Origin of the sequence: Pseudomonas sp. GM48 (genome assembly GCF_000282335.1) — a bacterium.
Taxonomy (GTDB): Bacteria; Pseudomonadota; Gammaproteobacteria; order Pseudomonadales; family Pseudomonadaceae; genus Aquipseudomonas.
On the sequence record NZ_AKJM01000072.1, the window covers coordinates 1 to 20,087 of the forward strand.

Annotated in this window: 21 protein-coding genes and 1 tRNA gene; 5 read left to right on the plus strand and 17 right to left on the minus strand. The window is 61.4% G+C overall.

Annotated features, from left to right (window positions below):
- Window positions 1-49: 49 nt before the first annotated feature.
- Window positions 50-126, minus strand: a tRNA-Arg gene (locus PMI28_RS15700).
- Between the two features lie 274 nt (window positions 127-400).
- On the opposite strand from PMI28_RS15700, the gene folD reads away from it, so the two are divergent.
- Both folD and pbpG read left to right on the plus strand, forming a co-directional pair.
- A complete protein-coding gene (gene folD, locus PMI28_RS15695; RefSeq protein WP_007986489.1) occupies window positions 401-1,255 on the plus strand; it encodes a bifunctional methylenetetrahydrofolate dehydrogenase/methenyltetrahydrofolate cyclohydrolase FolD in 855 nt (284 codons plus the stop codon).
- A gap of 236 nt (window positions 1,256-1,491) precedes the next feature.
- Window positions 1,492-2,430: a D-alanyl-D-alanine endopeptidase gene (pbpG, locus tag PMI28_RS15690; RefSeq protein ID WP_007986491.1), complete on the plus strand. Its 939-nt coding sequence runs from the start codon at window positions 1,492-1,494 to the stop codon at window positions 2,428-2,430.
- A gap of 242 nt (window positions 2,431-2,672) precedes the next feature.
- Here pbpG and PMI28_RS15685 read toward each other — a convergent pair whose 3' ends face one another.
- Together PMI28_RS15685 and PMI28_RS15680 are read right to left on the minus strand one after the other, a co-directional pair.
- A complete protein-coding gene (locus PMI28_RS15685; RefSeq protein WP_007986494.1) occupies window positions 2,673-2,879 on the minus strand; it encodes a DUF6021 family protein in 207 nt (68 codons plus the stop codon).
- Window positions 2,880-2,970: 91 nt separating this feature from the next.
- Window positions 2,971-3,705, minus strand: a complete 735-nt coding sequence (locus PMI28_RS15680) for a peptidase C39 family protein (protein WP_007986495.1) — start codon at window positions 3,703-3,705, stop codon at window positions 2,971-2,973.
- A 179-nt stretch (window positions 3,706-3,884) separates the two neighbouring features.
- On the opposite strand from PMI28_RS15680, the gene PMI28_RS30770 reads away from it, so the two are divergent.
- Window positions 3,885-4,052, plus strand: a complete 168-nt coding sequence (locus tag PMI28_RS30770) for a hypothetical protein (protein ID WP_007986498.1) — start codon at window positions 3,885-3,887, stop codon at window positions 4,050-4,052.
- Between the two features lie 79 nt (window positions 4,053-4,131).
- On the opposite strand, the gene PMI28_RS15675 is transcribed toward PMI28_RS30770, so the two are convergent.
- On the minus strand, window positions 4,132-4,881 hold the full coding sequence (locus PMI28_RS15675; RefSeq protein WP_007986500.1) for a TerC family protein: 750 nt from the start codon (window positions 4,879-4,881) through the stop codon (window positions 4,132-4,134).
- A gap of 29 nt (window positions 4,882-4,910) precedes the next feature.
- Window positions 4,911-5,153 carry a hypothetical protein gene (locus tag PMI28_RS15670; protein WP_007986502.1) on the minus strand — a complete coding sequence of 81 codons (243 nt, stop codon included), beginning with the start codon at window positions 5,151-5,153 and terminating at the stop codon, window positions 4,911-4,913.
- Between the two features lie 135 nt (window positions 5,154-5,288).
- Between PMI28_RS15670 and nhaR the strand changes: the two genes are divergently transcribed.
- Window positions 5,289-6,188: a transcriptional activator NhaR gene (gene nhaR / locus PMI28_RS15665; protein ID WP_007986504.1), complete on the plus strand. Its 900-nt coding sequence runs from the start codon at window positions 5,289-5,291 to the stop codon at window positions 6,186-6,188.
- Here the strand turns inward: nhaR and PMI28_RS15660 are convergent.
- The gene (locus PMI28_RS15660; protein WP_007986506.1) at window positions 6,175-7,338 is read right to left on the minus strand and encodes an MFS transporter; all 1,164 of its coding nucleotides are present in this window, start codon (window positions 7,336-7,338) and stop codon (window positions 6,175-6,177) included. The two genes, nhaR and PMI28_RS15660, sit on opposite strands and share 14 nt — an antisense overlap.
- Before the next feature lie 460 nt (window positions 7,339-7,798).
- Between PMI28_RS15660 and sstT the strand changes: the two genes are divergently transcribed.
- Window positions 7,799-9,031, plus strand: a complete 1,233-nt coding sequence (gene sstT / locus PMI28_RS15655; protein ID WP_007986508.1) for a serine/threonine transporter SstT — start codon at window positions 7,799-7,801, stop codon at window positions 9,029-9,031.
- 189 nt (window positions 9,032-9,220) lie between these two features.
- Here sstT and PMI28_RS15650 read toward each other — a convergent pair whose 3' ends face one another.
- The 11 genes from PMI28_RS15650 to PMI28_RS15600 form a co-directional block, all read right to left on the minus strand.
- A complete protein-coding gene (locus tag PMI28_RS15650; RefSeq protein WP_007986510.1) occupies window positions 9,221-9,730 on the minus strand; it encodes a DUF1993 domain-containing protein in 510 nt (169 codons plus the stop codon).
- A gap of 195 nt (window positions 9,731-9,925) precedes the next feature.
- Complete coding sequence (locus tag PMI28_RS15645; RefSeq protein WP_007986512.1) at window positions 9,926-10,801, minus strand: SDR family oxidoreductase; 876 nt, start codon at window positions 10,799-10,801, stop codon at window positions 9,926-9,928.
- A 151-nt stretch (window positions 10,802-10,952) separates the two neighbouring features.
- The gene (locus PMI28_RS15640) at window positions 10,953-12,101 is read right to left on the minus strand and encodes an acetyl-CoA C-acetyltransferase (RefSeq protein WP_007986515.1); all 1,149 of its coding nucleotides are present in this window, start codon (window positions 12,099-12,101) and stop codon (window positions 10,953-10,955) included.
- 176 nt (window positions 12,102-12,277) lie between these two features.
- Window positions 12,278-13,333 (minus strand): acyl-CoA dehydrogenase family protein, encoded by a 1,056-nt coding sequence (locus tag PMI28_RS15635; RefSeq protein ID WP_007986518.1) that lies wholly within the window; start codon window positions 13,331-13,333, stop codon window positions 12,278-12,280.
- 10 nt (window positions 13,334-13,343) lie between these two features.
- Window positions 13,344-14,510: an acyl-CoA dehydrogenase family protein gene (locus PMI28_RS15630; RefSeq protein ID WP_007986519.1), complete on the minus strand. Its 1,167-nt coding sequence runs from the start codon at window positions 14,508-14,510 to the stop codon at window positions 13,344-13,346.
- 10 nt (window positions 14,511-14,520) lie between these two features.
- Window positions 14,521-15,276 (minus strand): enoyl-CoA hydratase family protein, encoded by a 756-nt coding sequence (locus PMI28_RS15625; protein WP_007986520.1) that lies wholly within the window; start codon window positions 15,274-15,276, stop codon window positions 14,521-14,523.
- 30 nt (window positions 15,277-15,306) lie between these two features.
- A complete protein-coding gene (locus tag PMI28_RS15620) occupies window positions 15,307-16,374 on the minus strand; it encodes an NAD(P)H-dependent flavin oxidoreductase (RefSeq protein WP_007986521.1) in 1,068 nt (355 codons plus the stop codon).
- 2 nt (window positions 16,375-16,376) lie between these two features.
- The gene (locus PMI28_RS15615; RefSeq protein ID WP_007986522.1) at window positions 16,377-17,249 is read right to left on the minus strand and encodes an enoyl-CoA hydratase; all 873 of its coding nucleotides are present in this window, start codon (window positions 17,247-17,249) and stop codon (window positions 16,377-16,379) included.
- Window positions 17,250-17,274: 25 nt separating this feature from the next.
- Entirely contained in the window at window positions 17,275-18,063 is a 789-nt protein-coding gene (locus PMI28_RS15610) for an acyl CoA--acetate/3-ketoacid CoA transferase subunit beta (RefSeq protein WP_007986523.1), read from the minus strand.
- Window positions 18,064-18,075: 12 nt separating this feature from the next.
- Window positions 18,076-18,957, minus strand: a complete 882-nt coding sequence (locus tag PMI28_RS15605) for a CoA transferase subunit A (protein WP_007986525.1) — start codon at window positions 18,955-18,957, stop codon at window positions 18,076-18,078.
- A gap of 11 nt (window positions 18,958-18,968) precedes the next feature.
- Window positions 18,969-19,859: a VOC family protein gene (locus tag PMI28_RS15600; protein WP_007986527.1), complete on the minus strand. Its 891-nt coding sequence runs from the start codon at window positions 19,857-19,859 to the stop codon at window positions 18,969-18,971.
- Between the last annotated feature and the right edge of the window lie 228 nt (window positions 19,860-20,087).

A 20,087-nucleotide genomic window follows, 5' to 3' on the forward strand; every position in this document is an offset into this window, starting at 1 on the left:
AACTGAGCTACGCCCACCATATCGCGCTACTTGTGCCAATGCTGCCTAATGGCGCACCCGGCAGGACTCGAACCTGCGACCATCCGCTTAGAAGGCGGATGCTCTATCCAGCTGAGCTACGGGCGCCTTGTTAGCTGTAACCTTGGAGGACTACAAACTAAGTGCTTTCCAGTCTTGCAGAATCGTAATCCTGCTCAACCTTCTTAACCAGTGCTAGGCTGTGCCCGACAAGTGCGACGAATAGTATAGAGCCCCCTTAAGGTCGTCAAATCCTTTTTGAAAAAAATTCATTTAATTAAAGGAGTTAGGGGAATTTGCAGACCAAGCGCCTTTGCCCTCACCGCATGACATGCGAGAATGCGTTCTCTTTTTTTCCCCTCTCGATGGTTAATCACGCGCAATGACTGCACAACTTATCGACGGCAAATCGATCGCCGCCAGCCTGCGCCAGCAGATCGCCCAACGTGTCACCGAGCGTCGCCAGCAAGGCCTGCGCACGCCCGGCCTTGCGGTGATCCTGGTCGGCAGCGATCCTGCCTCTCAGGTTTATGTCTCGCACAAGCGTAAAGACTGTGAAGAGGTCGGCTTTCTATCCCAAGCTTATGACCTGCCTTCCGAAACCACTCAAGAAGCGCTTGCCGACCTGATCGATCGCCTGAACGACGATCCAGCAATCGACGGCGTTCTGCTTCAGCTTCCGCTTCCCGAACACCTGGACGCCTCCAAACTGCTGGAGCGCATTCGTCCGGACAAAGACGTCGACGGTTTCCATCCTTATAACGTCGGTCGCCTGGCCCAGCGTATCCCGCTGCTGCGCCCATGCACCCCCAAAGGCATCATGACCCTGCTGGAAAGCACCGGGGCCGATCTCTACGGGATGAATGCCGTGGTGGTCGGTGCGTCCAATATCGTTGGCCGCCCGATGGCGATGGAATTGCTGCTGGCCGGTTGCACCGTGACAGTCACCCACCGCTTTACCAAGGACCTGGCCGGCCATGTCGGCCGCGCGGACCTGGTCGTCGTTGCCGCCGGCAAGCCGGGCCTGGTCAAGGGCGAATGGATCAAGGAAGGCGCGATCGTGATCGATGTCGGCATCAACCGTCAGGACGACGGCAAGCTGGTCGGTGACGTCATCTACGAAACCGCCCTGCCCCGCGCCGGCTGGATCACTCCGGTACCGGGCGGCGTTGGCCCGATGACCCGTGCCTGCCTGCTGGAAAACACCCTGTACGCCGCTGAAACCCTGCACAGCTGAGTTTCACTGCAGACGCTGACAGCGTGTCAAAGAACCCCGCCTTGGCGGGGTTTTTTTTGCCTGCGAAACAAGCTCGACCACCCGACGGAAAATGACTTTTTTTTCATGTTTCTCAGGACTTTCACCTGTTACTTGAACAACCATCGACAGTTATTCAGCCATACTCCAGAATGTCGCGCTTTTTACGAAATAGCCCGTTACAAAACGGCTTATCAACACTTTACGAGTCTGCCAGCGTGAAAATCCGTCTTTCCATCCTGAGCCTATTTTTTGCAGTTACAGGGGTTTTCCTCACGCCAATCGCCAGTGCTGACGAGACCACCGCAGCGCCGCGAGAGACGAAGACACTCAAGCTCGCTTCCGGCAGTTCCTTACTGCTGGACATACAGACCAACAAAGTCATCTATGCCAGCAACCCTGACGTGGTGGTGCCGATCGCTTCCGTCAGTAAGTTGATGACTGGCCTGGTCGTGGTTGAATCCCGGCAGAACATGGACGAATACATCGATGTCAACATCAGCGACACACCGGAAATGAAAGGCGTGTTCTCCCGGGTCAAGCTGCGCAGCGAACTGCCGCGCCGGGAAATGCTGCTGATTGCCCTGATGTCTTCGGAAAACCGCGCCGCCGCGACTCTGGCGCACCACTATCCGGGCGGCTATGCCGCGTTCATTGCTGCAATGAACGCCAAGGCCCGGGCACTGGGCATGACCAACACGCATTTCGTCGAGCCGACTGGTCTTTCCCCGCGCAACGTGTCGACCGCTCGCGACCTGAGCAAGCTGTTAATCGCCGCGCACAAATACCCGTTGCTGACAGAGCTGAGCACGACCAAGGAAAAAACCGTCTCGTTCCGTAAACCCAACTACAGCCTGGGCTTTCGCAACACCGACCATTTGGTCCGCAAGCCGGACTGGGACATTCAACTGACGAAAACCGGTTTCACCAACGAAGCCGGTCACTGCTTGGTGCTGGTGACCCGGATGAGTAACCGTCCGGTTGCCCTGGTGCTCCTGGACGCTTATGGCAAATACACACACTTTGCCGATGCTGCCCGCATCCGCAATTGGGTCGAAACTGGCAAGAGCGCCAATGTGGCTTCTGCAGCCCTGCAGTACAAATCGGACAAGAACCTCAAGCAGCGCCAGAGTGGTGTAGTTGAAGCTTCGAAGTAACTAAACAGCAACGCACAAAGCCCCGATCGATCGGTAGCTGTTCACTTAAGGACGAACACTGTATCTGTGGCGAGGGAGCTTGCTCCCGCTGGGCTGCGAAGCGGCCCCAAAAGCGGGACTGCTGCGCAGTCAACGGGAGCAAGCTCCCTCGCCACAGGTTGCTTATTGTTCGCTCTATCTTTTAAGTGAACAGCATAACGATCGATCGGGGCCTTTTTTCGCCAGTCATTCAGTCGTTGGACCTAGGGTTTCAGATTACCCAGTGGATCGTAGGGTTTGGCCGGGGCCTTGGGGTTGTCGCCCGGTTTCACATCCCTCGGTGCCTTGGCCGGTCCGACGGGATCAACCTGAGGATCGGAAAGGTCCGGGGAATCCGGGTCGAACCCCAGTTCATCACCGGAGGAATGTTCAGATGAATGCGGGCCGACAGGCGTGGGGGGATGAGCCATGGGCACCTCCTGATCTCGAACCGATGGTTGCAGGCCGTTATAGATCAGAGGCTGGCGACGGGCGATGGTGCCCGTCGGGTGACCAACGGACTTACTGCGCGGCCAAGGCCTTTTTAGCCCTGGTCGCCGCTTGTTCCTGACCGGCCTGAGCCAGATCGTTGGCGGCCTTGAGCCAACGCTGCTGATCGACCTGGGCCGGGATCTGCGTCGGCTTCTGGATCAGCACGGCCCAACCACCGGCGTCCTTGAACGCCGACTCGAAGGAACTGAAGCTCATCAGTTCGCGGCGATTCATCCCGGCGCGCAGCAGGACCGTCTGCTTCTGACGGTTGTAGCCGGCAAGAATGGCGTAACGCGGTTCGGCCCACATGGCCGAGCCTTCAGTGAAGCGCACCATCACCGGATATCCGGCGGCGACTTGCGTCAACAAAGCCGGAAGGTTGCTGTCGACGGGATAAACGACCATCCCGTACTCGCGGGCCAGGTTCTGCATGTTCTGTTGCAACTGGGCTTCGCCCCCCGGCAAATGCAAGGGCTTGTCGAGCAAACCCGGGGTGATCACGATGCCCTGCTGGGACAGCATGCTGGCCAGCACCTGCGGCCCGCTTTGATAGGCATCGCCCCGATAGAATCGGCCGCTGAGTTCGACACGCTCCGGCAAGCGCTTGATCTCGGGCGCAACGCTCCCGGCACAGCCCGCCAGGCTTGCCACGCAACCGGCTATCAGCATGGCCGACAAAATTCGAGAAAATACCCGCACCATCATCTCTCTCTTGTTCAGGTTCAAACGCCAGGCAACCCCACTCCCGGCTTGGTTGTCGATCATAGGTTGCCGCGCCGCTACGGTATAGCTCTAAACGGTAGTTGAGTGCATTCGATAGAGCGAACTGGTTGGTGACAGGCGACTTTCGGTCAATAGCCTGAAATGCAGCAACGGCTAGACTGTTCCCTGAAGCGACAGCAGCAATGCGTGTGTGCCCGTAACAGGGCAAAGAGGAGGCACAGATGAGCCTGACAATGATCATTGTGATGTTGATTTCCGGTTGGCTGGCGGTAGCCGGCGCCATGCTGTGGGGCGTGCTGCGCATTACCCGTCGCCACCATCACCCTGTTCAGCCAGCACCTGCGCCGAAAACGGACAAGACGCCGAGCCAACACGCCAACGCTCACTGACAAAGACTTTTAGCCGATGCAAACAAAAACGGCCGCCAGCACTCCTTGGAGTTCAGGCGGCCGTTCCTTTCAGCGACGATTAAGCTTCAGCGGCAATCCGCTTCTGCCTGGCCCGGCGGGACATCATGTTCAACATCTCGATCGAAGCCGAGAATGCCATGGCCGCATAGACGTAGCCTTTCGGTACATGGGCGCCAAAGCCTTCGGCGATCAGCGTCATACCGATCATGATCAGGAAGCCCAGCGCCAACATCACCACCGTCGGGTTATCGTTGATGAATTTGGCCAGCGGATCAGCCGCAAACAACATCACCAGCACCGACACCACCACCGCGATGATCATGATCGGCAGGTGCTCGGTCATGCCGACTGCGGTGATGATGCTGTCGATGGAAAACACCATGTCCAGCATCAGGATCTGACCGATCGCAGCGGCAAAGCCCAGGGTCACGGTCGACGTCTTCGAGGTCGGATCTTCCGGGGCCGGGTCCATGCTGTGGTGGATCTCGGTGGTCGCCTTCCACAACAGGAACAGGCCACCGCCGATCAGGATCATGTCTTTCCAGGAGAGCGCGTGGCCGAGAATCTCGATCACCGGCGCGGTCAACTGGACGATGAACGCAATGGTGCTCAACAGGCCGAGTCGCAGGATCAGCGCCATGCCGATACCGATGCGTCGCGCCTTCTGCCGGTGCTGCTCGGGCAGTTTGTTGGTCAGGATCGAGATGAAGATCAGGTTATCGATGCCGAGCACGATTTCCATCACTACCAGGGTGGCGAGGGCGACCCAGGCGGTGGGGCTGGCGGCAAGTTGTAAAAGGTAGTCCATGGGTCAGTCCTGACTCGTTGTAATACGGTTTAGATTTCCTGGGAGGAAGATTCGGATTTTTCCGCATCTTTTTCCGGCGATTCTTTTTTGCCGCTCAACCCGCTGGTGGCATCGCTGAGCGCTTGTTCGGCGGCCTTGTGGGTATCGTCAATCGCCTGTTTGGCGCTTTCGGCGGCCTTGCCCATCAACTGTTGCGCGCTTTTCTCAGCCTGGTCGCAACCGGCCAGTACCAGTAAAGACGTGATCAACAGTGCCGTGGTTTTCAGCTTCATGATGCTTTCCTCGATAGAACAAACGGGACCTGAACGATGGCCCGTTGATAGCGACGCATTCTAGGGAAGCAAACACTTCAGGAAAATTCGTATTTTCAGCGGTTATACTTCGGTTTTTACGAACTGTAGACCAACATGCTCAACTATCGGCAGTTACATTACTTCTGGGTGGTGGCCAAGACCGGCAGCATCGTGCGGGCCTGCGAGCAACTGAATCTCACGCCGCAAACCATCAGCGGGCAGATTTCACTGCTGGAACAGACTTTTGGTATCGAGTTGTTTCGGCGGGTCGGACGGCAGCTTGAACTCACTGAAGCCGGACGCCAGGCGCTGCCCTACGCCGAGCAAATGTTTCAGCTGGGCGGCGAACTGGAGCTGATGCTGCGGGCACAACCCAATGAACAGCAGATTCTGTTTCGCGTCGGTGTGGCCGACGTAGTGCCCAAGTCCATCGTCTATCGCCTGATTGCACCGACCATGGAGCTGAGCGAACCACTGCGCATCACTTGCCGCGAGGACAAACTAGAACGCTTGCTGGCCGACCTGGCGATCCAGCGCCTGGACCTGGTGATTTCCGACAGCCCGATGCCGTCGCACCTGGACATCAAGGGCTACAGCCAGAAACTCGGTGAGTGCGGGATCAGCTTCTTTGCCACCCCTGAGCTGGCGGCACGTTACGGTCACGACTTTCCGCGCAATCTGCACGGTGCGCCGCTGCTGATTCCCGGTCCGGAAACCGTGGTGCGCAGCCGTTTGCAGCGCTGGTTCGCCGAGCAGCAGATCCAGCCGCAAATTATCGGCGAGTTTGACGACAGCGCCCTGATGCAGGCCTTCGGCCAATCCGGCAGCGGGATTTTCATCGGCCCGAGCGTGATTGCCGATGAAGTGCAACGCCAATACGGCGTGGAAGTGATCGGCCAGACCGACGCGGTGAGCGAGTCGTTCTATGCCATCTCAGTGGAGCGCAAGGTCAGGCACCCCGGCATTGTTGCCATTACCGAAGGTGCCCGACGTCAGCTGTTTACAGCGCTGTAACCTCTTCGCGTGGCTTGAACGTCATCAAGGCGATGGCCAGCAGGATCGAGGCCAGAATGAACGCGGCGGCGGCGAAGCCAAGGCCTTGCAGGCCGACGCTGTCGATAACCCGCCCACCGATCATCGCGCCCAGGCCAATGCCGAGGTTGGCCCCGGCGATGTTCAGCGACGCGGCGAACGCCGGCGCCTCGGGTGCGGCTTTCATCAGGCGCACATGGCTGACCAGGAACAACGCTGCCTGGGTCACGCCCCAGATGCCCATCGCCGCCGCCAGACCGACCGGCGAATGGATATTCGGCACCAGCGCCACCAGGCCGGCAATCATGAATGCACAAAACATCATCGACGCCATCAGCGGATGACGATCCACCGCCCGGCCGCCCAGAGAGTTGCCGATCAGACCGACCGCGCCGAAGCCCATCAGGCACCAGCCGACCACGGTGCCGTTAAAGCCCGCCAGACGCTCGAGGATATCGGCCAAATAGGTATAGGCCGTGAACATGCCGCTGAACACAATCACCGACAGCAACACATGCCCCAGCATCAGCGGGCTGCGCAGGATCTTGAACTGCGAAATGAAACTCACCTGATGCTGGTGCAAGTTGGTCTTCGGCAGGTAGATAAACAGCAGCAACGCCTTGGCAAAGGCGATGACCGCCAGAATGGCAAAGGCACTGCGCCAGCCGAATGCATCGGAAATCAGCGTGCCCACCGGAATGCCAAATACCGTGGCGCAAACAATGCCGAAGCCGATCTTGGCGATGGCGCGACCGGCGTAATCCGGCCCGACGATGTCCACCGCTGTCTCGCTGGCCAGCGCCCAGAACACCGGCAGCCCCAGCGCCGGGATCAGCCGCGCGAACGCCATCACCCAGATGTTCGGCGCCAGCGCCGCCAGCGTGTTGGCCAGGCCGAACAGGATCAGCACCGAGATGAACAGCTTGCGCCGCTCGAAGCGGGCGAAATAGGCAGTCAGAAACGGCCCGAATGCGGCCACAGTGAAGGCGAACAGAGTCACCAGCAACCCGGCCTGCGGGATGCTGACGTCAAGGTCGCGGGCGATAGCCGGCAACAGGCCGACAATGATGAATTCCGTGGTCAGCACCGTGAAACCGGCGGCAGACAACAGAAGAATGGGCAACAACCGCATGCACAACTCCAGAAAACGACGACACCAGCGATAGCCCGAAGGCCCACTGGCAGACATGAAAATGAGGATGGCGAAGCTTAACAGAGTGTTTCCGCACGCGGTTGCACGAACCTGCCGATCTCGTTGATTGCCCGAGTGGCGGATCGTCACAGGTCTGAAAGATCGTGCCTACGCTGTGATAAAGTCCGCGCCCTGAAAAACGTACACCCTGTGGTTAATGCCGATCGGTTAAGCCGAGACACTGAACCTGTGGCGAGGGAGCTTGCTCCCGCTGGACTGCGCAGCAGGCCCATTTTTTTGGGGCCGCTTCGCTGCCCAACGGGAGCAAGCTCCCTCGCCACAGGAATCAGCGCTGGCATTAGCTCCGTGTTTCCTTCTCGGTTTCCTGCCTGCGGCCTGCCCTGTTTGTTGCTGCACACCTGCGAAACCTTGCACCTAAAAAAATCAGAGATGCCGTTTTATGACTGCTTCATCCCCTTCTCTATTGCAACGCCTCAAACGCCTGAGCCTGGTCACGCAGATTGTGATCGGCCTGATCGCCGGTATTGCCCTGGCCCTGTTTGCCCCTGACGCGGCGAAGTCCACGGCGTTCATCGGCAAAGTGTTTGTCAGCGCATTGAAAGCCGTCGCGCCGATTCTGGTGTTCGTGCTGGTCATGGCATCGATTGCCAACCACAAGCACGGCCAGGAAACCCACATCCGGCCGATTCTGTTCCTGTATCTGCTGGGCACTTTCGCCGCCGCCGTGGTTGCGGTAGTTGCCAGCATGATGTTCCCGTCGAGCCTGGTGCTGTCGACCCAGGACGTCGCGGTCACGGCGCCAGGCGGGATTGGCGAAGTGCTGCAAAGTCTGTTGCTGAGCGTGGTCGATAATCCGGTCAGCGCCCTGATGAACGCCAATTTCATCGGCATTCTGGCGTGGGCCATCGGCATGGGCATCGCCATTCGCCACGCCGGCGACACCACCCGCGAAGTGCTGGGCGACTTGTCCAACGGCGTGACGGTGATCGTGCGCCTGGTGATCAACTTCGCCCCGCTGGGTATCTTCGGCCTGGTGGCCTCGACCCTCGCCACCTCCGGCTTCGGCGCCTTGATCGGCTACGCGCACCTGCTGGCCGTACTGCTCGGCTGCATGTTGTTCGTGGCGCTGGTGATGAACCCGCTCATCGTGTTCTGGAAACTGCGCCGCAACCCGTACCCGCTGGTACTGACCTGCCTGCGCGAGAGCGGCATCACTGCATTCTTCACCCGCAGCTCGGCAGCGAACATTCCGGTCAACCTGGAATTGAGCAAGCGCCTGGGCCTGCACGAAGACACCTACTCGGTATCGATCCCGCTGGGCGCGACCATCAACATGGCCGGCGCGGCGATCACCATCACCGTGCTGACCCTGGCAGCGGTGCACACCCTCGGTATCGCGGTGGACATTCCGACTGCGATCCTGCTGAGCGTCGTCGCGGCGATCTGCGCCTGCGGTGCTTCGGGCGTGGCGGGTGGTTCGCTGTTGCTGATCCCGCTGGCGTGCAGCCTGTTCGGCATCCCGAGCGAGATCGCCATGCAGGTGGTGGCGGTCGGTTTCATCATCGGCGTATTGCAGGACTCGGCGGAAACCGCGCTGAACTCGTCCACCGATGTGCTGTTCACCGCGGCGGCTTGCCTGGGTGAAGAGCAGAAGACAGCACGATTGGCCTGACCCCACCGCCCCATGTGGGAGCGGGCTTGCTCGCGAAGGCGCCATCAGCTTCAACATTAACGTTGGCTGGAACACCGCTTTCGCGAGCAAGCCCGCTCCCACAGGACTTGCGGTGTAGCTGAACAATGCGTACACATGAAAAAGCCCCCGCAACCTGAGGTTGCGGGGGCTTTTTTGTACCTGGACGGTTTAGAACGCGCCCATGTAGTCGCGCTTGCCCACTTCCACGCCATTGTGGCGCAGCAGTGCGTAAGTGGTGGTGACGTGGAAGAAGAACTGCGGCAGGCCGTAGGTCAGCAGGTAGGACTGGCCGCTGAAGCGCTTCTCTTTCGGCGTGCCCGGACGGGTGACGATCTCGATGCCTTCCTTGCCGTTGATCTGCTCCGGTTTGATGCTGCCGATGAAAGCCAGGGCCTTGGCGATCAGCGCCTGCAGTTCGGCGAAGGTGGTTTCGCTGTCGTCGTACTTCGGCAATTCGACTTCGGCCAGGCGACCGGAAACGCCTTTGCTGAAATCAACGGCGATCTGCACCTGGCGCACCAGCGGGAACATGTCCGGGAACAGGCGCGCTTGCAGGAACGCGTTAGGGTCGATGTTTTTTTCGGTGGCGTGAGCCTCGGCCTTTTTCAGTACATCGCTCAGGGCGTTGAGCATTTGCTGGAAAACAGGCACGGAAGCGTCATACAGGGAAATGGTCATGGCAGGTCTCGTGTGGTGACGGGAGGATCGCGGGAAACCTGTGGGAGCGAGCTTGCTCGCGATGGACGTGAACGATAACGCGTTCTGTCTGAATACACGCGTCGCGCTGGAGTCCATCGCGAGCAAGCTCGCTCCCACAGGGGTTCGATTTTGGCCGATTATAGCCGTGCGCCGCCCATCTGAGACCGGTCTTTTTCAGCTGCCGTACACTTTGGCTGCCGGAACGGCCTGAGCCACAAGCTGTGCGACGGCATCGCCCATCTCGCCGACCGCCCAGCGGCCCTGGCGATCCAGTTGCGGGCCACGACGCCAGCCGTCGGCAATCGACAACTTGCCGCCCTCGACTTCGAACATCTGCCCGGTGACGTCAGCGGACGCCTCGGAACCAAGCCACACCACCAGCGGCGCGACGTTTTCCGGGGCGAAGTAATCGAAGCCCTCTTCGGGCTTTTTCATGGTGTCGGCGAACACCTGCTCGGTCATCCCGGTCCGCGCGGCCGGCGCCAGGGCGTTGGCGGTGATCCCGTAGCGACGCAGTTCAGCCGCCTGTACCAGCGTCAGCGAAGCAATACCGCCCTTGGCCGCTGCGTAGTTGGACTGACCAATGGAACCCTGCAAACCGGCGCCAGAACTGGTGTTGATAATCCGCGCATCGACCTTGGCGCCGCCCTTGGCCTGCTCACGCCAGTACTTCACGGCGTGGCTGGAAATGCAGAAGTGGCCCTTCAGGTGCACGGCCACCACGGCGTCCCAGTCGGATTCGCTGAGGCTGGCGAACATGCGGTCGCGGCAGATGCCGGCGTTGTTGACCACCACGTTCAGGTCGCCAAAAGTTTCGATGGCCTGGCGCACGATCAACCCTGCCGAATCGTAGCAGGTGATGTCATCGCTGTTGGCCACGGCGCTGCCACCCTGGCCGAGGATTTCGCCGACCACGGCCAGTGCCGCTTCGCGGTTGATGTCGTTGACCACTACTTTCGCGCCTTCGGCGGCGAAGGCCAGTGCATAGGCGCGGCCCAGACCGCCACCGGCGCCGGTGATGATCACGACGCGGTTTTCACAGATTTTCATCGGTCTATTCCTTCAAATTCTTCACTAATCGACACAATCCCCTGTGGGAGCGGGCTTGCTCGCGAAGGCGGTGGGTCAAACAACATTGATGTAGCTGACACTCCGCCTTCGCGAGCAAGCCCGCTCCCACAGGGATTGGTGGTGTTCTGATTTACAGGCGTTCGATGATGGTCACGTTGGCCTGCCCACCGCCTTCGCACATGGTCTGCATGCCAAAGCGACCGCCGCTGCGTTCGAGTTCATGCAGCAGGCTGCACATCAAGCGGGTGCCGGTGGCGCCCAGCGGATGGCCGAGGGCAATCGCGCCGCCGTTGACGTTGGTCTGTTCGTGGGGATAGCCCGTCTCTTTGAGCCAGGCCATGGCCACCGAAGCGAAGGCTTCGTTGATCTCCACGCGGTCGATATCTTCGAGCTTCATGCCGGCACGCTTGAGCGCGTAGGCGGTGGCCGGGATTGGTGCGGTGAGCATCCAGATCGGGTCTTCGGCGCGCACGCTCAGGTGGTGGATGCGTGCCCGTGGCGTCAGGCCGTAACGCTTGAGCGCCGCCTCCGAGACGATCAGCATCGCGCTGGCGGCGTCGCAGGTCTGGCTCGACACCGCGGCGGTGACCCGGTCGCAGCCGAACAGGAATTCCAGCTCGGCCATTTTTTCCAAGCTGGTGTGGCGCGGGGTTTCGTCATGCAGCACGCCGACCAGGGGCACGATTTCGCGGTTGAAGCGGCCTTGCTCGATGGCCTGCAAGGCCCGTCGATGGGACTCCAGCGAATAGGCTTCAAGCTGCGCCCGGGACAAGTCCCACTTTTCGGCGATCATCTGCGCCGAACGGAACTGCGTCGGCGGTTGCGCGCCGTAGCGCCGCACCCAGCCTTCGGAGCCGCTGAACGGATCGGTGAAACCCAAGGGCTCGGCAGCGATCATCGCCGAGGAAATCGGGATCTGGGTCATGGTCTGCACGCCACCGGCGATGACCACGTCCTGGGTGCCGCTCATCACCGCCTGGGCGGCGAAGTGCACCGCTTGCTGGGACGAACCGCACTGGCGATCGATGGTGGTGCCCGGCACCGATTGCGACAGGCCGGCCGCCAGCCAACTGGTGCGGGCAATATCCCCGGCCAGGGGGCCGATGGTGTCGACGCAGCCGAAGATCACGTCGTCGTAATCCTCGTCGGGAATGTCATTGCGCTCGACCAGCGCACGTAATACGTGGGCGCCAAGGTCGGCGGCGTGAATCTGGCTCAGACCACCCTTGCGCCGCCCGGTGGGCGTGCGCAGGGCGTCGACGATATAAGCTTCAGGCATGGTCTACCTCGGTATAAAAAGTAAAATCAGGCGCCGATAACCTGTGGGAGCGGGCTTGCTCGCGAAGAGGCCGGCACATTCAAAATTGATGTTGCCTGCCATGCCGCCTTCGCGAGCAAGCCCGCTCCCACAGGGTATTCGGCGCTCTTACTGACGGGCATCAACCACAGTCGCCGTTAGAAAGTACTGCCCGCACCCAGCGCGAGTTGCCCGTCAAACAACGCCGCGCGAATCCGCCCTTTGTGACGGCCGCGATCACCCCAGACCTTGTCCAGCGCCCAGGCGCGTTTCATGAACAGATGCAGGTCGACTTCCCAGGTGTACCCCATGGCGCCGTGGGCCTGGATGGTGTTCTTCGCCGCGAGCATCGCCGCTTCCGCCGTTGCCAGCTTGGCGTGGGACACCAGCACGTCCTGCCCCGGCTGCTGTTCGGCCAGCGCATAAGCGGCGCGGTAGAGCGGGCCTTTGGCAAACTCGATCTGCACCGCGACGTTGGCCATCAAGTGCTTGACCGCCTGGAACGAACCCACCGGTTTGCCGAACTGCTTGCGCTCGAAGGTGTAGTCCACCGCCAGGTCGACCATGCGTTTGGCCAGCCCCAGCAACTGCGCAGCACTGGCGAGGGCGCCACGGTTGAAGGCGGCTGCCCACAAGCGCCGTCCTTGTTCGCCGCTGGCCACGCAAGTAGCGGGAGTCGGCGTCCATTCGACCTGGAACAGTTGACGGCTCGGGTCGACCGACTCGTTGCGGGTCAGGCGCACGGCGTCGCGCTCCAGCGCATGCACCTCGTCGCCATTGGCCAGCAACAGCAGATCGGCAACGTGGGCATCGCTGACCAGCGGATTGCCCGGTTCGGAAACTGCGAGACGCGCGCGTCCCTCAGCGACCCGTGACAGCCAAGTCTGCTTTAGTGAAGCGTGTTGCTCATCAAGGGCAGCGAGCAACGGCACGCCGACCAGCATGGTGTCCACCAGCGGTTCAGGCAGGCCGGCGTAACCGCATTCCTGGGCAATCAGCACGAAGTCCAGCTCATTCATGCCCATGCCGTCCTGCGCCTCGGGCACGGTCAGGGCGGTCAGGCCCAGTTCCACCAGTTGCGCCCAGAGTCGCTCGCTGCGCCCGCTGTCGCTCTGCCACAGTTCGCGGATGCGTTCCGGGGTGACTTCGTTGATGAGGAAGCTGCGGACGTTGTCCTGAAACAGCAGTTGGTCGCGGCTGAAACTAAAGTCCATGGTCTATTCCTCAGGCACGCGGCATGCCGAGCATGCGTTCGGCAATGATGTTGCGCTGGATCTCGTTGGTGCCGGCGTAGATCGGCCCGGCCTGGGCAAACAGGAAACCTTCAAGCCAATGACCGACATCACCAGCGGCCGGCGCTTCGGGCAGCAACTCGCCACGCAAACCGAGAATGCTCATGGCGGTGTCGTGCATGCGCTGGTCGAGCTCCGACCAGAAGATTTTGTTGGTCGACGACTCCGGCCCGATCTTGCCGCCCTGCACCAGTTGCGAGGCGGTCATGTAGGTGCCCAGGGTGTAGGCCTCGGCATCGAGCCAGGCGCGCATCACTGCCTCACCGATGGCCGGGTCGCGGTCGGCATGCTCGCGGTTGGCCAGGTACAACTGCACCAGACGCTTGGCGGTTTCCTGGAAGCGTGCCGGCGAACGCAGCAGCAAACCGCGCTCGAATCCGGCGGTGGACATCGCCACATGCCAGCCCATGCCTTCGCCACCGAGGGCGTTTTCCACCGGCACCTTGACGTCGTCGAAGAAGATCTCGGCGAACCCCGGCAAGCCGTTGAGCTGCGGAATCGGCCGCACGGTAATGCCCGGCGTGTCCAGCGGCAGCAGGATGAAGGTCAGGCCGTGATGACGCTGGGACTGCGAGTCGGTACGGAAAATACCGAACGCCCAATCGGCCCACACCGCGCGGGTCGACCAGGTCTTCTGGCCATTGATCACGTAGTGGTCGCCCACCCGTTCCGCCTTGGAGCGGATCGCCGCCATGTCGGAACCGGCACCCGGCTCGGACCAGGCCTGGGCCCAGATGTCCTGGCCGGTGGCCATGCGCGGCAGGAAGCGCGCTTTCTGATCGAAGCTGCCGTACTCCATCAGGGTCGGGCCGAGCAGGAAGATACCGTTCTGGTTGACCCGTGCCGGTGCCCCGGAACGGTAGTATTCCTCTTCGAAAATCAGCCATTCGATCAGGTCGCAGCCGCGCCCGCCGAGTTCGGTCGGCCAGGTGACCATGCCCCAACGGCCTTCGTTGAGTTTGGCTTCCCAGGCGCGGTGCTCGGCAAAGCCCTGTTCGGTGTCGAACGATTGCAGCGGTTCACTCGGTACATTGGCCGCCAGCCAGGTTCGCGCATCAAAGCGAAAGGCCTGCTGGGCCGGGGTATAGATCAGGTCCATGAATATGCCTTCAGCCGTTGAATCGGGCATCGCGTTTCTCGACGAACGAGTCGCGTGCTTCCTGAGAGTCCAGTGAGCGGTAGGCTTCGAGGGTGAAGCCCTGCTCCCAGCGGTATTTGTCTTCCAGATTGCCGTCTTCGATGCCGGTCAGCGCTTCCTTGGCCAGGCTGATCATGCCCGGGCTCTTGACGGCGATGGTGCGGGCGATCTGCAACGCGGCTTCGCGCAAGTCTTCACGCTTGACCACCCGCTCCACTGCGCCCAGGCGGTAAGCCTCGGCGGCGTCGATCGGTTCGCCGGTGAAGTACATGTGGCGGACTTTCTGCACCGGGAACAGCCGCTGCAAATGCGCGCCGCCGCCCATGGCCCCGCGATCCACTTCCGGCACGCCGAAGGTGGCGCACTCGGAAGCCACCAGGATGTCAGCGGCGCCACAGATGCCGATGCCGCCGCCCAGCACGAAGCCGTGCACGGCGACGATCACCGGTTTTGGGTTGCGGTGGATCGCCTTGAAGCTGTCGTAGTTGCCCTTGTTCACCGCGACGATCAGGTTGCCGTCGGCAGCCAGTTCCTTGATATCGACCCCGGCACAGAAGCCGCGACCTTCGGCGCGAATCACGATCACCCGCACATCGCTGTTGCGGCCCAGGCCTTCGATCTCGCTGGCGATATCGGCCCAGCCCTGGCAGTTGAAAGCGTTGACCGGTGGCCGGTTGAACACCAGTTCGGCAATGCCATTTTCGATGCTGACGCTAAATGGTTTCATGGTTTCCTTCCTTCACAATACATGGCCCCTTCACGACACACGGCGGCACAGCTCGCCCAGGCGCGCTTCGGCGTCGCGGACGATCTGTTCAATCAATTGGGCGCAGCTGGGCAAGCTGTCGATGGATGCGGCGATCTGTCCGGCAGGCAACACGCCGGCAGCTGGTTGCCCGTCGACCATGGCTTTCTGGATCACCATCGGCGCGTTGGCGGCCATGATGCTTTGCGCGGCGGTCAGCTCTCCGGCACCGCGCATCTTCAGTGCGCTGGTCAGCAGTTGCGTCAGGCTCATGCCGGTGTGGCGGCGGTAGGCCAAACCACTCTGCAAGGCCAGCAACAGGCGCTTGAGACCGCCGCTGTTTTCCAGCTGGTTGAGCAATTCGTTGCGGATCATCCGTTGCGGCATGCCGTCGATGGCACGGCTGATGATGATCGCCGCCGGGTCTTTCACTGCCAGGTAACGGGCCAGGGTCGCCTGCGGCACCGGGCTGTCGGCGCACATCAAAAAGCGTGTGCCCATGGCGATGCCTTCGGCACCGTAGGCCAGGGCCGACACAAGGCCTTTACCGTCCTTGAAACCGCCGGCCGCCACCACCGGCACCGACACGGCGTTGACCACTTGATCGAGCAGCAGCGAAGTCGGCACAGAGCCGGTATGCCCCCCACCCTCGCCGCCTTGCACCGTCACCGCATCAGCGCCCATTTCCACCGCTTTCTGCGCATGCTTGAGCGCGCCGACCGTGGGAATGCACACCACGCCGGCGTCTTTCAAGCGACTGATCATCTGCTTGCCAGGGGATCGGCTGTAACTGACCGCCCGGACTTTGTGGCGCAAAACCAGCTCGACGATCTCGCCGGCATTGGCCTGGTACATGTGGAAATTCACCCCGAACGGCTGATCGGTCAGGCGCTTGGTTTCGAGGATCGTCGCTTCCATGTGCTGTGGTTCGATGGTCGCCCCGGCGAGAAAACCGAAACCGCCGGCATTGCCCGTGGCCGCCACCAGTTTCGGGTCGGCGACCCAACCCATGGCGGTCTGGATGATTGGGTAGCGGCAACCGAGCAGTTCGGTCAGGCGGGTATTCAACGAAATCGTCATGCTCACGCCCCGCCCGCTTTACGTTGCGAACTGGCCATGGCCTTGGCGTCGTAGCCGCCAAGGCGGTCGCCGGACACCAGTTCGTTGTGGGCGTGGGCGAAGTGATGCAGGCCGAACACCATGTCCATGGTCGCGCGCTTGCCCATCAGGTCTTCGGCGTTGTTCACCGCTTGCTTGCTCAGTTGCAGGCCCAGGCGCGGCATCTGGGCGATGCGCCCGGCGATGTCGAGGGTCTGCTGCTCCAACTCGTCGCGAGCAACCACCCGATTGAGCATGCCCATCTGATAGGCACGCGGTGCCGGCATGCGCTCGCCAAGGAACAGGAACTCCTTGGCGATGCGCGGATTGAGTTCATGCACATGGGCGAAATATTCGACCCCGGGAATGCCCATGCGCACCACCGGATCGGCGAAGTAAGCATCCTCGCTGGCGACGATCAGGTCGCAGACCCAGGCCAGCATCAGCCCACCGGCAATGCACGCGCCCTGGACCATGGCGATGGTCGGCTTGGGCATCTCGCGCCAGCGCCGGCACATGCCCAGATAGACTTCCTGCTCGCGGGCATAGAGAAACTCGCCACCCGGTTTGTTGGTGTGGTCGTACCAAAGGCTCGCCCGATCGAACGTTTTGTCGACGTCACGCCCCGGCGTGCCGATGTCATGCCCGGCGGAGAAATGCTTGCCGGCGCCGCGCAACACGATGACCTTCACTTCATCGTCATCGCAGGCCCGGCGAAACGCCGCGTCCAGCGCATAAGTCATCTGCGAGTTCTGTGCGTTGTGGTACTCGGGGCGGTTCATGGTGACGATTGCCACCGCCTCGCGCACTTCGTACAGGACCACTTCGGCCTCGTTCTTGTCGTTATGTTCAGCCATCACTTGTCTCCGAAAACGCGGGCGCTCAGCGCTGGCCTGGCGGGTTGTCTTTGAGCTGCAGGGCGCGCAGGTTGTGCGGGTCCAGACGCCGGATCAGCTGCAATTGCTCGACGGTCGGGGCTGCGGTGGTCGGGCAATCGTCCGGCACGTGCAACTCGAACCCGGTGTTGTCCTGGACCTGCGCCGCCGTCACGCCGGGGTGCAGCGAGCGAATGCGCATCTGCCGTTGCGGGCCCTGGAAATCCAGGACGCAGAGGTCGGTGATGATCAGGCGGATGTCGATGTCGTCCAGCGACCAGCCCCGCGCCAGGCGGGCCGGGTTGTAGCCGACCGAGGCGACCATATCGACCTCGCATTCGACGAACACCCGACGGTTATGGCTCGGCACGCAAAACGAGTTGGCGTGGCTGATCGAGTTGCCGGGGAAACCGCGCACACCGAGCATCTGCGCCTTGGGCTTGGCGTAGTCGCCGATGCAGGAAATGTTCGCCTGGCCAAAACGATCGATCTGGGTCGGGCCGACCAGTGCATGGCGCTTACCGCCCCAGACGTTGTCGAAAATCCGCGAGAAACCCATCCAGCTGTCGCGCTTGGGCTCGTAGCCCCTGCGCGCGCCCAAAGGAACCGGTTCGGCGACCATGTAGGCTTCGGAGTCGGTCATCAGCAGTTGCGGGTTGCTGCTGAGCATGGCCAAGGATGCCGCCAGGCGCGGGATCACGCCGATGCCGGTGGCCAGCACTTCGCCGTCTTCGCGCCAGGCTTCAGACGCGGCGCAAATCATCAACTCAGCGAGGCTGTAATCAGTAGTGCTCATCGGAAGGCTTCCTTAGAAAATCGGCAACGGCAGTTCACGGATCGCAGCCAGGCCGCCAACCTTGTCCAGATACTGTTCGTGGGTGCAGTCGACGTAGTCGCGCACGTACCCTTCCCAGCCATCGGCGGCCTGCACCGTAGCGTTGTAGGCCTTGAAGTGCGCGACGTCGAAACCGTACAGCGGCGCACAGGACGACGGATGCGCACCGCCCGGCACGTGTGCCACGGCGGTGGTCAGGTTGCGTTCCCAAAACACTTGATGGGCGTGAGCACTGTTCTGGTGGAAATACTCGCTGTCGACCAGTTCATCGCAGGTCACGTAGCTGTGGGTCGCGGCCCGCACGAACAGGTCGTCCATGTAATGATCAGGGCCGCTGATCTGGCACACGCCGCGCTTGTCGGCACGGTCGACATGCAGCAGCGCCGCGTCGAGCTTGAGCGCCGGCATCGCCACCCAGTCCTTGCCATCGGCATAGGGCGAAGCAATCAACTTGATCTGGCGGTTGTGGCGCAGCACATCGGTGCCCAGGCCCACCGCCGTCGGAATGAACGGCACATTCATCGCCGCCGCCCGCAGGCCGAGCAGCAGCATGCCTTCGTCGATTTCCATCACGTCCAGCGCCGCTTCCTGCCGCGCCTTGCGGAAGTACGGCTCCAGCGGAATGAAATCCAGGGAAACGAAGGCGAACACCAGTTTTTTGATCTTGCCGGCGGCGCAGAGCATGCCGACATCGGCCCCGCCGTAGGCGACCACGGTCAGGTCTTTCAGGTCCGAGCGCAGAATCTCCCGCACCAGCGCCATCGGCTTGCGGCGCGGGCCCCAGCCACCGATGCCGATGGTCATGCCGTCACGCAGTTGGCCGACGATCTCGGCGGTGCTCATTTGCTTGTCCATCGTCATGTTCCTCATTGGCGACCGACACTGAAGTCGTGGCCCCAGTGGCTGACCACGGTGCTTTCGAACGGCGTGTGGCGGTCCCAGTCGACCACCAGGCCATCGCAGCCGTACTCCAGGTCAAACCCGGACGGGGTCTTGATATAGAAAGAAATCATCTGGTCGTTGGTGTGCTGGCCGAGGGTGGCCGACAGCTTCACGCCGTTGGCATGGACGCGGTCCAGGGCGCGGCCGACTTCGTCCAGCGCGTTGACCTCGACCATCATGTGCACGCAGCCGTGGGGCATCGGGCACTCGAAAATCGCCAGCGAGTGGTGCCGGCCGTTGTTGCAGTGCAGGAAGTGGATGCGCTTTTGCGGCTCGGCCGGGTCCGGGGTGAAGCGGACTTTCATCAGGTCCGACAGGCCGAAACCCATCACTTGTTCGTAGAAATCGCGGCAGCGCTCGAAGGTCGGTGCCGGCAGCACCACGTGGCCCATGCCGAGGTCGTTGGTGACAAAACCTTTGACGCCGACCGGCGAGACGAATCGGGCGAAGTCCTGCAACGGGCCCCAGAAAATTTCGTGGCGATTGCCATCCGGGTCGCTGAAGTGCACCAGCTCCTGGACCTTGCGCAGCTCGGCCTCGGCCGCGGTGCCACGGGTCACTTGCACGTCGGCCTGTTGCAGCTCGAGGACCGCCTGCTCGAGAGCCGCTTTGCCAGCCACTTCCCAGCCGCAGGCACCGAAGCCGTTGTCGGCATTTTTCTGCACCAGGATGCGGTGGTGACGCTCATCCATCTTCAGGTACAGAAACTCATCGTTGCCGCTGACCATCATGCCCAGCACCTGGCTTGCGTAATGACGCCATTGCGCCAGGTCGCTGGACAGCAGGGTGACGTAACCCAGACCACGGATATCCATGGATGCACTCCTCGTTTTACTCAGGCGGTGCCACCCTTCGGCGACTGCCGGGGGAGACTTTATGTAGGGCCTATTCAAACGGGTTCGGCGAGGGCCAACATCGTCCAATGGGACTAGCGGATTTGATGGGGTTCACGCATCAAAACTGTGGGAGCGGGCTTGCTCGCGAAGGCGGTGTGGCAGTCAACATAGATGTTGAATGTGCCGGCCTCTTCGCGAGCAAGCCCG

Excerpts from the sequence above, each read along its gene's own strand:
- PMI28_RS15605 (WP_007986525.1), bottom strand. The coding sequence starts at position 18,957 with ATGGACAAGCAAATGAGCACCGCCGAGATCGTCGGCCAACTGCGTGAC.
- PMI28_RS15620 (WP_007986521.1), bottom strand. The coding sequence starts at position 16,374 with ATGACGATTTCGTTGAATACCCGCCTGACCGAACTGCTCGGTTGCCGC.
- PMI28_RS15615 (WP_007986522.1), bottom strand. The coding sequence starts at position 17,249 with ATGGCTGAACATAACGACAAGAACGAGGCCGAAGTGGTCCTGTACGAA.
- PMI28_RS15660 (WP_007986506.1), bottom strand. The coding sequence starts at position 7,338 with ATGCGGTTGTTGCCCATTCTTCTGTTGTCTGCCGCCGGTTTCACGGTG.
- PMI28_RS15675 (WP_007986500.1), bottom strand. The coding sequence starts at position 4,881 with ATGGACTACCTTTTACAACTTGCCGCCAGCCCCACCGCCTGGGTCGCC.
- PMI28_RS15645 (WP_007986512.1), bottom strand. The coding sequence starts at position 10,801 with ATGAAAATCTGTGAAAACCGCGTCGTGATCATCACCGGCGCCGGTGGC.
- PMI28_RS15600 (WP_007986527.1), bottom strand. The coding sequence starts at position 19,859 with ATGGATATCCGTGGTCTGGGTTACGTCACCCTGCTGTCCAGCGACCTG.
- PMI28_RS30770 (WP_007986498.1), top strand. The coding sequence starts at position 3,885 with ATGAGCCTGACAATGATCATTGTGATGTTGATTTCCGGTTGGCTGGCG.
- sstT (WP_007986508.1), top strand. The coding sequence starts at position 7,799 with ATGACTGCTTCATCCCCTTCTCTATTGCAACGCCTCAAACGCCTGAGC.
- PMI28_RS15685 (WP_007986494.1), bottom strand. The coding sequence starts at position 2,879 with ATGGCTCATCCCCCCACGCCTGTCGGCCCGCATTCATCTGAACATTCC.
- PMI28_RS15625 (WP_007986520.1), bottom strand. The coding sequence starts at position 15,276 with ATGAAACCATTTAGCGTCAGCATCGAAAATGGCATTGCCGAACTGGTG.
- PMI28_RS15640 (WP_007986515.1), bottom strand. The coding sequence starts at position 12,101 with ATGCCTGAAGCTTATATCGTCGACGCCCTGCGCACGCCCACCGGGCGG.
- folD (WP_007986489.1), top strand. The coding sequence starts at position 401 with ATGACTGCACAACTTATCGACGGCAAATCGATCGCCGCCAGCCTGCGC.
- PMI28_RS15650 (WP_007986510.1), bottom strand. The coding sequence starts at position 9,730 with ATGACCATTTCCCTGTATGACGCTTCCGTGCCTGTTTTCCAGCAAATG.
- PMI28_RS15680 (WP_007986495.1), bottom strand. The coding sequence starts at position 3,705 with ATGATCGACAACCAAGCCGGGAGTGGGGTTGCCTGGCGTTTGAACCTG.
- nhaR (WP_007986504.1), top strand. The coding sequence starts at position 5,289 with ATGCTCAACTATCGGCAGTTACATTACTTCTGGGTGGTGGCCAAGACC.
- PMI28_RS15610 (WP_007986523.1), bottom strand. The coding sequence starts at position 18,063 with ATGAGCACTACTGATTACAGCCTCGCTGAGTTGATGATTTGCGCCGCG.
- PMI28_RS15635 (WP_007986518.1), bottom strand. The coding sequence starts at position 13,333 with ATGGACTTTAGTTTCAGCCGCGACCAACTGCTGTTTCAGGACAACGTC.
- PMI28_RS15630 (WP_007986519.1), bottom strand. The coding sequence starts at position 14,510 with ATGGACCTGATCTATACCCCGGCCCAGCAGGCCTTTCGCTTTGATGCG.
- PMI28_RS15670 (WP_007986502.1), bottom strand. The coding sequence starts at position 5,153 with ATGAAGCTGAAAACCACGGCACTGTTGATCACGTCTTTACTGGTACTG.